At 62.7% G+C, this 13,578-nt stretch carries 11 protein-coding genes; 9 read left to right on the top strand and 2 right to left on the bottom strand.

The window, feature by feature from the left end:
• Positions 1–5 precede the first annotated feature (5 nt).
• Positions 6–1,049: a tartrate dehydrogenase gene (locus AC070A_RS30085; RefSeq protein WP_113737893.1), complete on the top strand. Its 1,044-nt coding sequence runs from the start codon at positions 6–8 to the stop codon at positions 1,047–1,049.
• 19 nt (positions 1,050–1,068) lie between these two features.
• Positions 1,069–2,523 carry an NAD-dependent succinate-semialdehyde dehydrogenase gene (locus AC070A_RS30080; RefSeq protein ID WP_057249986.1) on the top strand — a complete coding sequence of 485 codons (1,455 nt, stop codon included), beginning with the start codon at positions 1,069–1,071 and terminating at the stop codon, positions 2,521–2,523.
• 339 nt (positions 2,524–2,862) lie between these two features.
• Here the strand turns inward: AC070A_RS30080 and AC070A_RS30075 are convergent, their stop codons facing one another.
• Entirely contained in the window at positions 2,863–4,137 is a 1,275-nt protein-coding gene (locus tag AC070A_RS30075; protein WP_113737892.1) for an NAD(P)/FAD-dependent oxidoreductase, read from the bottom strand.
• A 15-nt stretch (positions 4,138–4,152) separates the two neighbouring features.
• A complete protein-coding gene (locus AC070A_RS30070; RefSeq protein WP_057249982.1) occupies positions 4,153–4,821 on the bottom strand; it encodes a haloacid dehalogenase type II in 669 nt (222 codons plus the stop codon).
• Positions 4,822–5,138: 317 nt separating this feature from the next.
• Here AC070A_RS30070 and AC070A_RS30065 point away from each other — a divergent pair, with 317 nt between their 5' ends.
• The 7 genes from AC070A_RS30065 (at position 5,139) to AC070A_RS30035 (ending at position 13,552) form a co-directional block, all read left to right on the top strand.
• On the top strand, positions 5,139–5,975 hold the full coding sequence (locus AC070A_RS30065; RefSeq protein ID WP_113737891.1) for a GNAT family N-acetyltransferase: 837 nt from the start codon (positions 5,139–5,141) through the stop codon (positions 5,973–5,975).
• A gap of 13 nt (positions 5,976–5,988) precedes the next feature.
• Positions 5,989–7,365, top strand: coding sequence for an aspartate aminotransferase family protein (locus tag AC070A_RS30060; RefSeq protein WP_113737890.1), 1,377 nt, complete (start codon positions 5,989–5,991; stop codon positions 7,363–7,365).
• Positions 7,366–7,607: 242 nt separating this feature from the next.
• Entirely contained in the window at positions 7,608–8,321 is a 714-nt protein-coding gene (locus tag AC070A_RS30055) for an HAD-IA family hydrolase (RefSeq protein ID WP_112995788.1), read from the top strand.
• Positions 8,322–8,390: 69 nt separating this feature from the next.
• On the top strand, positions 8,391–10,001 hold the full coding sequence (locus AC070A_RS30050) for an ABC transporter substrate-binding protein (protein WP_057249976.1): 1,611 nt from the start codon (positions 8,391–8,393) through the stop codon (positions 9,999–10,001).
• An 85-nt stretch (positions 10,002–10,086) separates the two neighbouring features.
• Positions 10,087–11,037: an ABC transporter permease gene (locus tag AC070A_RS30045; protein ID WP_057249974.1), complete on the top strand. Its 951-nt coding sequence runs from the start codon at positions 10,087–10,089 to the stop codon at positions 11,035–11,037.
• Positions 11,034–11,897 (top strand): ABC transporter permease, encoded by an 864-nt coding sequence (locus tag AC070A_RS30040; protein WP_057249972.1) that lies wholly within the window; start codon positions 11,034–11,036, stop codon positions 11,895–11,897. Before AC070A_RS30045 ends, AC070A_RS30040 begins: the two co-directional genes overlap by 4 nt.
• A complete protein-coding gene (locus AC070A_RS30035; protein WP_218374221.1) occupies positions 11,897–13,552 on the top strand; it encodes an ABC transporter ATP-binding protein in 1,656 nt (551 codons plus the stop codon). The genes AC070A_RS30040 and AC070A_RS30035 overlap by 1 nt, the downstream gene beginning before the upstream one ends.
• Positions 13,553–13,578: the final 26 nt, after the last annotated feature.

The following is a 13,578-nucleotide window of genomic DNA, read 5'->3' as shown; positions in this document are numbered from 1 at the left end:
CCTCCATGAAATCCTATTCGATCGCACTCATCCCCGGCGACGGCATTGGCCAGGACGTAACGGATGCGGCCTGGCAGGTCCTTTCGACCGTCGCCAGGCACTCCGGCTTCTCGCTCACCGGCACGCCCTTTCCCTGGTCCTGCGCCTTTTACAAGGAAACCGGCGCGATGATCCCGACGGACGGCATAGAGATCTTGCGCCGCTTCGATGCGATCCTGCTCGGCGCCGTCGGTTGGCCCGCGGAAGTGCCAGATTCCGTCTCACTGCACGGCTTGCTCCTGCCGATCCGCAAGGCCTTCGTGCAATATGCCAATATCCGCCCGCACCGGCTGCTGCCGGGCGTCCAAGGTCCGTTAAAGGCGGACAATTTCGACATCCTCTGCATCCGCGAGAACACCGAAGGCGAATATTCCGGCGCCGGCGGCCGCGTGCATCAGGGAACGGGCGATGAGGTCGCGGTCGAGACCTCGATTTTCACGCGCACGGGCGTCGAACGGATCCTGCGCTTCGGCTTCGAGCAGGCGCGACAACGCCGGGGCAAGCTCGCTTCGGTGACCAAATCCAACGCCCAGAAATACTCCATGGTGTTCTGGGACGAGATTACGCGAGAGCTCGCCGCCGAATACGCGGATGTCGAGGTGACGAGTTACCACATCGATGCGATGGCCGCCCGCATGGTCATGGCGCCCGAGAGCCTCGATGTCGTGGTCGCCTCGAACCTCTTCGGCGACATCCTGACTGATCTCGGTGCCGCCATACAGGGCGGGCTCGGCTTTGCGGCTTCCGCCAACATCAACCCCGATCGAAGCGCCCCGTCGATGTTCGAGCCGGTACACGGCTCCGCACCCGATATCGTCCATCTCGGGATCGCCAACCCCATCGCCGCCATATGGTCCGGCGCGATGATGCTGGACCACCTCGGAGAAAGTGAAGCCGCGCGCATTGTCATGACCGCGCTCGAAAGAACGACCGCCGGCGGGATCGGCACCGTGCCGGGCAAAGACAAAACCGAAACGATTAAGGCGGCGGTGCTTGCCGCGCTCAACTGATCTTTAGAGGAGAGAAATCATGAAGTTGAACGACAGGGAACTTTTCCGGCAAGAGGGCCTCATCGACGGAGCCTGGCTGGCCGCAGCCTCGGGTAAGATCGTCGACGTTTTCGACCCCGCTAGCCGGACGCGCCTCGGCACCATTCCGGACATGAGCGAAGAGGAAACGCGCTCCGCCATCGAAGCCGCCAATGCCGCCTTCGGACCGTGGAAGAAGAAGACGCATGCCGAACGGGCCGCATTACTTGAGCGCTGGTATGCGCTGATGATCGAAAACCTCGAGGATTTGGCTCTGCTCTTGACGATGGAACAGGGCAAGCCGCTCGACGAGGCGCGCGTCGAGATCCGTTACGGCGCTTCGTTCGTCAAATGGTTCGCCGAGGAGGCTCGTCGCATCGGCGGCCACACCATTCCCTCTCCGACGGCCGATCGGCGCATCGTCGTTCTGAAAGAGGCGGTCGGCGTCTGCGCGATCGTGACGCCGTGGAATTTCCCGAACGCAATGATTACCCGCAAAGTGGCACCTGCCTTGGCGGCCGGCTGCACGGTGGTGATCAAGCCCTCGGAGTTCACGCCCTTTTCAGCGCTCGCCCTCGGAGTTCTGGCAGAGCGCGCCGGCATTCCCGCAGGCGTGATCAACATCGTCACCGGCATGCCGACCGCAATCGGCAACGAGTTCATGGCGAACGAAACAGTACGCAAGATCTCCTTTACGGGCTCGACGCGCGTCGGCTCTCTCTTGATGAGAGGCGCGGCCGACAGCGTCAAGCGCCTCTCGCTCGAACTCGGCGGGAATGCCCCCTTCATCGTCTTCGACGACGCCGACCTTGATCTGGCGGTCGAAGGCGCGATCGCGTCCAAGTTCCGCAATGGCGGCCAGACCTGCGTCTGTGCAAACCGCATCCTGGTGCAGGCCGGCGTCTATGACGCCTTTGCAGAGAAGCTCGGCGCACGCGTTAACGCAATGAAGGTCGGCCCCGGTACGGAACCCGGCATCGCGATCGGACCGATGATCAATGACGCGGCGATCGACAAGATCGACCGCCACGTCGAGGACGCGCTTGCCAAGGGCGCGAAGCTTGCGGCGCGCGGCAGGTCGGTGCCGGAGGGGAGACAATATAAGGCCCCGATCGTGCTCACGGGCGCCACCACCGAGATGCTGCTTGCCAGCGAAGAGACCTTCGGTCCAGTCGCACCGCTCTTCCGCTTCGAGACAGAGGAGGAGGCAATCGCCATCGCCAACGGCACGCCCTTCGGCTTGGCTGCCTATTTCTACACTGAGAGCCTGAAACGCTCGTGGCGTGTGGCGGAAGCACTCGAATTCGGCATGGTCGGCCTCAACACCGGCGCCATCTCCACCGAAGTCGCCCCCTTCGGCGGCGTCAAGCAATCCGGCCTGGGCCGCGAGGGCGCCCAGGTCGGCATCGAGGAATATCTCGAGATGAAGAGCTTCCACATCGGCGGACTGGATTAATGCATGTTGCCCAAAAGTGTGCCGCGGCTTTTGGGACAACGGCAGGCACAAACAAGGGATCTACGGCGCGTCGCGTGATTCGATTGAACGCGACGCGCCGTAGGTCACGACGATCTTGGGTCGAATCGAAGCCTAAAACGTGATCGGCTCTGGGAGTAGAGCGCGATGCGCGCGAAAAGCCGCCCGTGTTTCTTCATCCCGCTCTCAAGCGCGCGCGAGGCGCTTCAGCTCTATTGCAAGACCGTTGCACACTTGACGCGGCACGCCAGGCTAGATCATCCAAACAAAGAAGGGCGCGGACCTGTCCGGTCCGCGCCCTTCTTCCTACCCCCGCGTTGTCTACTGGATCCTGTCCAGCATCTTGTAATACATGCCGACGAGCGGCAGGAACCAAGGCTTGCCGAAATGCCCGGGCACGGCCGGCCATTCGAGACCCTTCAGCGGGTTGCGGTCCGGCCGGTCGAGGATCGCATCCGCGATAATCATGCCGAGATGCGTCGAAAGCTGCGCCCCGTGGCCGGAATAGCCCATGGCGTACCAAACGCCGTCTTGATAACCGGCGCGGGGGAATCGGTCCTTGGTCATATCGACGAGGCCGCCCCAGCAGTAGTCGATCTCGACATTGGCGAGTTGCGGAAAGATCGCGGTAAGGCTCGCCTTGAGGATCGCGCCGCTTTTTTCGTCCGAACGCTGGTCGGATGTCGCCGAGAAGCGCGCGCGGCCGCCGAAGATCAGACGGTTGTCGGGCGAGAGCCTGAAATAGTTACCGATGTTCATCGACGTGACACAGGTGCGGCTACCCGGCATTGTCGCCCCGATCTCCGCCGCTGTCAGCGGTCGGGTGGCGATGATGAAGCTGCCGACGGCGATGATGCGGCGGCGGAAATAACCGAAGATCGAAGGCGTGTAGGCGCCGGTGGCGACAAGAACCGCATCCGCGGTGACGCTGCCGCGGGGGGTCTTCAATGTGTGCCGGCCGCCCGCCTGCCGATGCTCGGTGACGGCCGCGCTCTCGAAAACCATGGCGCCATGGCGCGTAGCCGCTTCGGCGAGGCCGACGACATACCGCCCCATATGCATCATCGCGCTCTTCTTCGAGAGCATTGCCCCGAAGAAGGGCGAGCCGACCTCCTGCTTCAGATCCTCGGCGCTGAGAAGCGCCGTATCGGGATCGACCTCCGCGTTGACCGCCTCGAAGTTGCGGGCGATCGCCTCGAAATGCTGGGGCTTCGAGGCAAGCTTCACTTTGCCGGCGCGGCGGAAGTTGCAGTCGATACCTTCTTCGGTGATCAGTGCCTCGATCGTGTCTACTGAATCGTCGAACGCCTTGTAGAGCGCAATCGCCCGCTCCCTGCCGAGTTCCGCCTTGGCCGCAAGATAGCTATGGGCGAGCCCGTTATTCAAGTGTCCGCCATTGCGGCCGGAGGCGCCCCAGCCGATCTTCTCGGCCTCCAGCACGACGACCTTCGCCCCGGCCCTGGCAAGCTGCCGGGCCGCACTGAGGCCGGTGAAGCCGCCGCCAACCACGGCGACGTCGTAATGGCCATCGACCGGGCCTTGCGCAGCTCCGGCAAAGGCCGGGGCCGTATCATGCCAGTAGGACAGGAACTTCATGGCGCACCGCCTTTTCTAAAGACCGACGACGCCCGGCAGGCCGGAGATGTCGGCTATCTCGACATAGCCGTAGTAGGGATTGGCGGGCTCATGACCGCGATTGACCCAGACTTTGTTCTTGATGCCGAGGTCGTGCGCCGACATTAGGTCGTAGCGGAAGGAGGACGAGCAGTGAAGAATGTCCTGCGGATCACAGCCGAGCATATCCAGCATGTATTCGAAGCCCTTAAAGCGCGGTTTGTAGGACTGCGCCTGCTCGGCGGTGTAGACCGCATGGAAGGGTGCGCCAAGCTTTTCGACATTCGACATGATCTGCGAATTCATTGCATTCGACAGGATCACCAGTGGGATCTCCTTGGCGACCTTGGCAAGCCCCGCCGGCACGTCCGCATGCGGCCCCCATGTCGGCACGCGCTCATAGACCATCTTCGCAGCTTCATCGCGGAATTTAATGCCGTTGCGCTTGCAGGTCCGTTCCAGCGAATTGTGCACCACCTCGGCATAGGGCTTCCAGGCGCCCAGGACCTCGTCCAAGCGGTAGGCCGCGAAATTCTTGATGAATTCAGCCATGCGCGCCTCGTCGAGCTGCTCCTGATAGAGGTCGCGGGCCGCTTCCGCCATCTGGAAGTTCGTCAGCGTGCCGTAGCAGTCGAAGGTGATGTATTTCGGACGGAACGTCGTCATGTGCGTATCCTTGAAAGAACGTGACCAGGTATTCTGTGAGGATCATAGGCGCTGCGACTCCCATCGCCTCGCCTGATTTGGCGGCGTTCGAAGCAGAATCTATCGTATCGAGCGCCGGCTTTGGCAGAAGGTTGTGTGGCCTGCCGGTGGTCAACGGCGTCTTCCGCCCCGGCGCCCTCCCAGCGCTCTTCCCCGCCAGCATAAGATGCGGCGACCGGCAGGTGCAAAGCTATAAGATACCGCGCAAGCCAAAGCCTTCAGACGATCTGCCGGCCGGCACTCCTTCAGACTTGCGGGCAGAAATTGAAGGAAATGCCATGCAGACAAGTCAGATCGATATTGCCGCCTTCGGACCTGAGCATCTGGAAGCCGCCGTCAAGCTATCCCGGCAGGCCGGCTGGCCACATCGCCTTGAAGATTGGCAGATGGCGCTGACCCTGAGCCAAGGCGTCGTCGCGATTGAGGGCGACCGGGTCGTCGGCACTGTACTCGTCACCCCTTACAAGTCCGACTGTGCAACGATCAACATGGTCATCGTCGACGAGGCCATGCGCGGCCGCGGCCTCGGTCGCAAGCTAATGGACGCCGCGTTGCGGCTAGCGGCCGATCGTCCGCTCAGACTCGTGGCAACGACTGAGGGCCTGCCGCTATACGAAAGGCTCGGCTTCCGCGAGACGGGTCGCGTGTTGCAGCATCAGGGCATCGTCGGAGCAATCGCCGAGCCTGGGCAAGCGGAACAGGCGGCCGCGGCCGACATCGAAGCGATCGTCGCGCTCGACCGCCTCGCCTTCGGCGCCGACCGTGAAGGGATGATTGCCTATCTCGGGAAGGTCGGCAACTTTGCGGTGATCCGCCGGGACGGGCGCGTTTGCGGGTTCGGCGGCATCCGCCCCTTCGGCCGCGGCGAGGCCATTGGGCCCGTCGTCGCTAAAGGTCTCGAAGACGCCAAGGCGCTCGTGGCCCACTTCATGTCCACGCGAACCGGCCGGTTCATCAGGCTCGATACCACTGCCGAGACCGGCCTTTCTCTCTGGCTTGCCGAGCAAGGACTCGCCCATGTCGGCGGGGGTATCGCCATGATGAAGCCCCCGATCCACCGCGCCGCCGACCCGGCCGCTACCACCTTCGCCCTCGCCAATCAGGCGCTCGGCTGATCCGGAGATCATCATGTACAGCAATTCCCTCATCGAACTCGATCGCGCCCACCTCATCCATCCGGTCGCCTCCTATCGCGGCCATGAAAAACTCGGCGTGCGCGTACTCGCCTCGGCAAAAGGCGCGACGGTCACCGACGCTTCGGGCAAGCAACTGATCGACGGCTTTGCCGGCCTTTGGTGCGTCAATGCCGGCTATGGCCACGAAGCGATCGTCGAAGCGGCCGCCCGGCAGATGCGCGAGCTTCCCTATGCGACGGCCTATTTCGGGCTCGGCTCCGAGCCCGCGATCCGCCTCGCCTCGGAACTCGCCGAGCGCGCGCCGGGCGATCTCAACCACGTCTATTTCACGCTCGGCGGCTCCGACGCCGTCGACAGCACGATCCGCTTCATCCGCTATTATTGGATTGCCCGCGGCCAGCCGCAACGCGATCAGTTCATTTCGGTCGAGCAAGGCTATCACGGCTCATCGACGGTCGGCGCCGGGCTGACGGCGCTGCCGGCCTTCCACGCCGGCTTCGGCATTCCCTTCGACTGGCAACACAAAATTCCGTCTCACTATGCCTACCGCAATCCGGTGGGAGAGAGCCCGCAGGCGATCATCGAGGCGTCGCTGGCCGCTCTCCGGCGCAAGGTCGGGGAAATTGGCCCCGAGCGTGTCGCTGCCTTCTATGCAGAGCCGATCCAGGGCTCGGGCGGCGTGCTGGTGCCACCCAAGGGCTGGATGAAGGCGATGCGCGAACTCTGCCGCGAGCTCGGCATCCTCTTCGTTGCAGACGAGGTGATCACCGGCTTCGGTCGCACCGGACCGCTCTTTGCCTCTACCGAGGACGAGATCGTGCCGGACTTCATAACCACGGCCAAAGGTCTCACGTCCGGCTATGTGCCGATGGGGGCCGTGTTCATGGCCGACCACGTCTATCAGACGATTGCCGACGGCGCCGGCGCTTCCGCCGTCGGCCACGGTTACACCTATTCGGCACATCCGGTCAGCGCCGCTGTCGGCCTCGAGGTGCTGAGGCTCTACGAGAACGGCCTTTTGGAAAACGGCGTCACGGCCGGTGCACGGCTGATGGAAGGTCTCGAAAGCCTGAGGGACCATCCCCTTGTCGGCGATGTGCGCGGCCGCGGCATGCTGGCCGCCGTCGAGCTCGTCGTCGACAAGTCGAGGAGGACCCCTTTGCCGGCGGCCGCGGAGCCGGCGCGCCGCATCTTCGACCGGGCCTGGGAAAACGGCCTCGTCATCCGCGCCTTCGCCAATGGCGTGCTCGGCTATGCGCCGCCGCTCTGCTGCACCGCCGCGGAGATCGACGCGATTGTCGAGCGCACCCGCCAAACATTGGACGAGACCTTGGAAGACCCGGATGTTCGCCAGGCTTTGAGGGCCTGATGGACGACTGACGCGATATATCGCGGAATCGCCATATTCGAAATTTTGTGCCGCGCCACGGCGCCCTTTCGGAGACTCCGGCGCGGCGCAACTGCCAAACTCAAATCAAGGAAGCGGCCGGATCCCAGCATATGCGGCCTTTCCAGCAAGAGCGGGGAAAACATCCCGCCGACGGGAACAGAATATTCTTCTTCATGAAGTCGGCGTTCCGACCTGGGACGCGAAAAAACTGGGGAATCGATGTGCACAAGAGCCTGCCCGAATTCAAATACATGACCTTCGACGTCGTCGGCACGCTGATCGACTTCGAGGGCGGCCTCAAGGATTGCCTCGCCGGCATCGCCGCCGAGGCCAGTGTCGCCATCGATGGTGAAAGGGCGCTCAGCCTCTATCGCGCGGCGCGCTACTCCAAGGACGCCGACCTCTTCCCGGACGATCTGGTGCGCGTCTATCTCGAAATCGCGCCGAAGCTCGGCCTTCCGACTGAGCGGAAATATGGCGAGCGTCTCAGGGACTCCGCCGGGAACTGGAGGGCCTTCGAAGACAGCGCCGAAGCGCTGGAGCGCCTTGCGAAGAATTACCGGCTTGTCGCTATGACCAATGCGCGCCGCTGGGCATTCGATTTCTTCGCCAAGGAACTGGGCGATCCCTTCTACGCCGCCTTCACCGCCGACGATACCGGTACCGAAAAACCTGACCCCGCCTTCTTTCAGAAGGTTTTCGACTTCGTCGGCTCGGAAGGCAATTCGAAGGACGACGTCCTGCATGTCGCCCAGAGCCAGTACCACGACATCGGCATTTCGCGGAAGCTTGGGCTGACCAACTGCTGGATCGAGCGGCGCCACGGGCAGAAAGGTTACGGCGGCACCATAGAGCCGGCCGAGTTCACCGAACCCGACTACCACTTCACCTCCATGACCGGCCTTGCCGATGCCGCGGCCGTCGCACGTAGCTGACCAGTTCACCGGATGGGTCTAAGCCCACGGAAGACGGGCAGCCCACCAACAGACGAAAAGGGGAATGACATGAACGACAAAATCATTAATTGGACCAGATCCGACGACGCCATGGTCGAAAACGCCATCCGCCGCGGAGCAACGCGCCGTGAACTGCTGCAGATGATGCTCGCCGGTGGCGTTGCCCTCTCCGCCGGCAGTCTAGTGCTCGGCCGCGCCTCCAACGCGGTTGCCGCAACGCCGGTCTCCGGCGGCGCGCTCAAAGCGGCCGGCTGGTCGTCCTCGACCGCCGACACGCTCGACCCGGCCAAGGCATCGCTCTCCACCGACTATGTCCGGTGCTGCTCCTTCTACAACCGTCTCACCTTCCTCGATAAGAGCGGCACCCCGCAGATGGAGCTCGCCGAAGCGATCGAGTCCAAGGATGCGAAGACCTGGACGGTCAAACTGAGGAGCGGCGTCGCTTTCCACGACGGCAAGCCGTTGACCGCCGAGGACGTGGTCTTCTCGTTGAAACGCCATCTCGATCCATCCGTCGGTTCGAAGGTCGCGAAGATCGCCGCGCAGATGACGGGCTTCAAGGCTGTGGACAAGCAGACGGTCGAGATCACGCTCGCAAATCCGAACGCCGACCTGCCGACCATCCTGTCGATGCACCACTTCATGATCGTCGCCGATGGCACGACGGATTTTTCCAAGGGCAACGGCACCGGCGCATTCGTGAGAGAAGTCTTCGAGCCCGGCGTGCGCTCGGTCGGCATCAAGAACAAGAACTATTGGAAGTCCGGCCCGAACGTCGACTCCTTCGAGTACTTCGCGATCAGCGACGATAGCTCGCGCGTCAACGCACTGCTCTCGGGCGATATCCATCTCGCCGCTACGATCAATCCGCGCTCGATGCGCCTGGTCGAGGCCCAAGGCGACGGCTTCGTACTCTCGAAAACCACCTCCGGCAACTACACCAATCTCAACATACGCATGGACTTGGAGCCCGGCAGCAAACGGGACTTCGTCGAGGGAATGAAGTACCTCGTCAACCGCGAGCAGATCGTCAAGTCGGCGCTCCGCGGCCTCGGAGAAGTCGGCAACGACCAGCCGGTTTCCCCGGCAAACTTCTACCACAATGCCGACCTGAAGCCGCGGGCGTTCGATCCGGAAAAGGCGAAATTCCATTTCGAGAAGGCCGGCATTCTCGGTCAGTCGATCCCGGTGATCGCATCCGAGGCGGCGAACTCGTCGATCGATATGGCCATGATCATCCAGGCTTCCGCTGCCGAGATCGGACTGAAGCTCGACGTTCAGCGCGTACCGGCCGACGGCTATTGGGACAACTATTGGCTCAAGGCGCCGATCCATTTCGGCAACATCAACCCGCGCCCGACACCGGACATCCTGTTCTCGCTGCTTTACACTACGGAAGCGCCTTGGAACGAAAGCCAGTACAAGTCGGAGAAATTCGATAAGATGCTGATCGAGGCGCGCGGCTCGCTCGACCAGGAGAAGCGCAAGGCGATCTACAACGAGATGCAGGTGATGGTCGCAAGCGAAGCCGGCACCATCATTCCGGCCTATATCTCCAACGTCGACGCGATCACCGCCAAGCTCAAGGGCTTGGAAGCCAACCCGCTTGGCGGCCAGATGGGTTATGCTTTCGCGGAATATGTCTGGCTCGAAGCCTGATGAGGCGAACGGTCGGGGCTGCAGCCCCTCGGTTGCAGCTCTGACCCTTTTGGTTTGAAATCTCGAATGCCGAAAGGGAACGCGCGTGAACAACCGTGTCCTATCACTCGTGCTGAGCAGATTGCTCATCGCCTTGATCACGCTGGTGATCGTCTCCTTCGCCGTGTTCTTCGCCACGACGCTCCTGCCGGGAGACACAGCGACGATCCTGCTTGGCCAGGCCGCCACGCCGGAGGCAGTCGAAGGTCTGCGCAAGGCCATGCATCTCGACGACCCGGCGATCTTCCGTTTCCTGCGCTGGATCGTTGGTTTGCTGCAGGGCGACCTCGGCACCTCCTATGCCAATGAGATGCCGGTCGCGGATCTGATCGGGGGGCGTTTCATCAATACGCTACAGCTCGCGGGCGTCACCGCGCTCTTTTCGGTGCCGATCGCGCTGACGCTCGGCATCACCGCGGCGATGCTACGTGGCTCGCTGTACGACCGTGCCGTCACCGTGTTGACGATCGGCGTCATCTCAGTGCCGGAATTCATGATAGCGACCTCCGCGGTGTTAATCTTCGCCGTCTACCTGAAATGGCTACCGGCGCTCTCCTTCGCGAACGAAGTCACCTCGCTGACAGACCTCCTGCGCATCTATGCCATGCCGGTGATCACCCTTACCTTCGTCATCTCGGCGCAAATGATCCGCATGACCCGGGCAGCGGTGATCGAGACGCTCAACACGCCCTATGTGGAGATGGCGTTGCTCAAGGGCGCCTCGCGGCCGCGCATCGTGTTTCGGCATGCGCTGCCGAACGCTCTGGGCCCGATTGTCAACGCGGTCGCGCTTTCGCTCTCATACCTGCTCGGCGGCGTCATCATTGTCGAGACCATCTTCAACTATCCAGGTATTGCCAAGCTGATGGTCGACGCCGTCGCCACTCGCGACCTGCCGCTGATCCAGAGTTGCGCGATGATCTTCTGCCTCGGCTACCTGCTCCTGATCACGGCCGCCGATATCATAGCCATTCTTTCCAATCCGAGGCTCCGATGACAATGACCAGTTCTGAGACCAAGTCTGACCGGATTTCCGGAACCCGGCTCGGCTATCGCTTCAACATCATCGGCATGGTCGGTCTCTCGGTCATCCTTTTATGGGTGTTGATCGCGATCTTCGCGCCGCTGATCATCCCCTACCCTGTCGGCGAAATTGTCGACCTCGATTACTTCGGCCCGATGAGCCGCGACTTCTGGCTCGGCTCCGATTATCTCGGCCGCGACATGCTCTCGCGAATCCTGATGGGCGCCCGCTACACGGTCGGCATCTCGCTTGCGGCAGTTACGATCGCCTGCTTCAGCGGCGTGATGCTCGGCATGATCGCAGCGGTCGCCGGCGGCTGGCTCGACACGGTCCTGAGCCGCTTCCTCGACGCCCTCAGCTCGATCCCGAGCAAGCTGTTCGGCCTTGTGATCGTCGCTGCCGTCGGCTCCTCCATTCCCGTGCTGATCCTGACGCTGTCGGTGATCTATATCCCCGGCGCGTACCGTTTCGCCCGCGCGCTTGCCGTCAACATCAACGCGATGGATTTCATCACCGTCGCCCGCATCCGAGGCGAAAGTACCCTTTATCTGATCCGCTCGGAAATCCTGCCGAACATCGTCGGACCGGTACTTGCCGACCTCGGCATCCGCTTCGTCTTCATCGTTCTCCTGCTCTCCGGCCTCTCCTTCCTCGGCCTTGGCGTCCAGCCGCCCTATGCCGACTGGGGGGCTCTTGTGCGCGAAAACATCGGCGGCCTGCCCTTTGGCGCACCGGCGGTGATGGCTCCCTCCTTTGCGATCGCCAGCCTCACCATCAGCGTCAACCTGCTGATCGACAACCTGCCAAAGAAGATCCGCGATCGGAGCGAATGATGGTCAATCTCGTAGAAATCCGTGACCTGAAGGTCGAAGCCACCACCGATTCCGGCCGACGCGTCGAGATCATCAACGGCGTCAGCTTCGACATTGCCGAGGGCGAGATCGTGGCGCTGATCGGCGAAAGCGGCTCCGGCAAGACGACGATCGCGCTCACGCTGATGGGCCACGCCCGCCCCGGCTGTCGCATCTCCGGCGGCAGCGTCTCCGTCGCCGGAAAGGACATGGTGACGCTGAGCGAAAAGCAGCGCGCCAGGGTGCGCGGCACCGAGGTCACCTATGTTCCGCAATCAGCCGCCGCCGCATTCAACCCGGCCGCCACGATCATGGACCAGGTAATCGAGGTCACCCGAATTCATGGGCTTATGTCCGCCGACGAGGCCCGCCTCCGTGCCGTCGAGCTTTTCAGGGCGTTGTCGCTGCCTGAGCCCGAAACGATTGGCACCCGCTATCCGCACCAGGTCTCCGGCGGCCAGTTGCAGCGGCTTTCTGCGGCCATGGCGCTGATCGGCGACCCGAAGCTCGTCATCTTCGACGAGCCGACGACGGCGCTCGACGTGACGACGCAGATCGAGGTGCTGCGCGCCTTCAAGTCGGTCATGAAGAAAGGCGGCATCGCCGGCGTTTACGTCTCGCACGACCTCGCCGTGGTCGCCCAGATCGCCGACCGCATCGTCGTCTTGAAAGGCGGAGAGACTAAGGAGATCGGCACCACCAAAGAGATCCTCGACGGCGCGAAGCACCCCTACACGCGGGAGCTGCTCGCCGCCTTCGAGCCGAAACCCCGTGGCGCTGCGGGCGCGGCAGAAAGTGGTCCGGCCCCGCTGCTCGAAATCGAAAATCTGGTCGCAGGCTACGGCCAGGCCCAGGCCGACGGCCTGCCCCTCGTGCGCGCCGTCGAGCATGTCAGTCTCAAGGTGGAGAAGGGGCGCAACCTCGGTATCATCGGCGAGTCCGGCTGCGGCAAGTCGACGCTCGCGCGCACCATCGCCGGCATATTGCCGGCCGCTGTCGGCACGATCGTCTTCGACGGCAAGGAACTCGGCCGCAGCGCCCACGCGCGCTCGCGCGATGAACTGCGCGAAATGCAGATCGTCTTCCAATATGCCGATACGGCGCTTAATCCGGCGAAATCCGTCGAGGAAATCTTAGCCCGGCCGCTTGCCTTCTATCACGGCATGAATGCCAAGGCGCGCAGCGCACGCATCGACGAGCTGCTCGACATGGTGCGCCTGCCGCGCAACCTGCGTCATCGCCGCCCGGGGGAGCTCTCGGGCGGCCAGAAGCAGCGTGTCAACTTCGCCCGCGCCCTCGCCGCCGAGCCGAAGCTGATCCTGTGCGACGAGATCACCTCTGCACTGGACACCGTGGTCGCGGCCGCCGTCATCGATCTCCTCAAGGAATTGCAGCGCGAGCTCGGTCTTTCCTACATCTTCATCAGCCATGACCTCTCCGTGGTGGAGGCGATCTGCGACGAGATCGTCGTGATGTATGGTGGCAGAAAGGTAGAGGAAATCACGCCGGCGAAAGTCAAGACACCGCAACACCCCTATTCGCAACTGCTCTTCTCGTCGGTGCCGAGGCTCGATCCCACGTGGCTCGATGGGCTCGAACAGGATCCGGAGCTCGTGCGAGCCTATTGCCGGCGCTGAGGCGCCGGCTCATCCCAACCTGCTGT

It is taken from the genome of Ensifer sp. GW101-20A05 (assembly GCF_059424735.1).
This window is presented reverse-complemented; position numbering and strand designations above follow the sequence as displayed.

Excerpts from the sequence above, each read along its gene's own strand:
- AC070A_RS30085 (WP_113737893.1), top strand. The coding sequence starts at position 6 with ATGAAATCCTATTCGATCGCACTCATCCCCGGCGACGGCATTGGCCAG.
- AC070A_RS30080 (WP_057249986.1), top strand. The coding sequence starts at position 1,069 with ATGAAGTTGAACGACAGGGAACTTTTCCGGCAAGAGGGCCTCATCGAC.
- AC070A_RS30075 (WP_113737892.1), bottom strand. The coding sequence starts at position 4,137 with ATGAAGTTCCTGTCCTACTGGCATGATACGGCCCCGGCCTTTGCCGGA.
- AC070A_RS30070 (WP_057249982.1), bottom strand. The coding sequence starts at position 4,821 with ATGACGACGTTCCGTCCGAAATACATCACCTTCGACTGCTACGGCACG.
- AC070A_RS30065 (WP_113737891.1), top strand. The coding sequence starts at position 5,139 with ATGCAGACAAGTCAGATCGATATTGCCGCCTTCGGACCTGAGCATCTG.
- AC070A_RS30060 (WP_113737890.1), top strand. The coding sequence starts at position 5,989 with ATGTACAGCAATTCCCTCATCGAACTCGATCGCGCCCACCTCATCCAT.
- AC070A_RS30050 (WP_057249976.1), top strand. The coding sequence starts at position 8,391 with ATGAACGACAAAATCATTAATTGGACCAGATCCGACGACGCCATGGTC.
- AC070A_RS30040 (WP_057249972.1), top strand. The coding sequence starts at position 11,034 with ATGACAATGACCAGTTCTGAGACCAAGTCTGACCGGATTTCCGGAACC.
- AC070A_RS30035 (WP_218374221.1), top strand. The coding sequence starts at position 11,897 with ATGGTCAATCTCGTAGAAATCCGTGACCTGAAGGTCGAAGCCACCACC.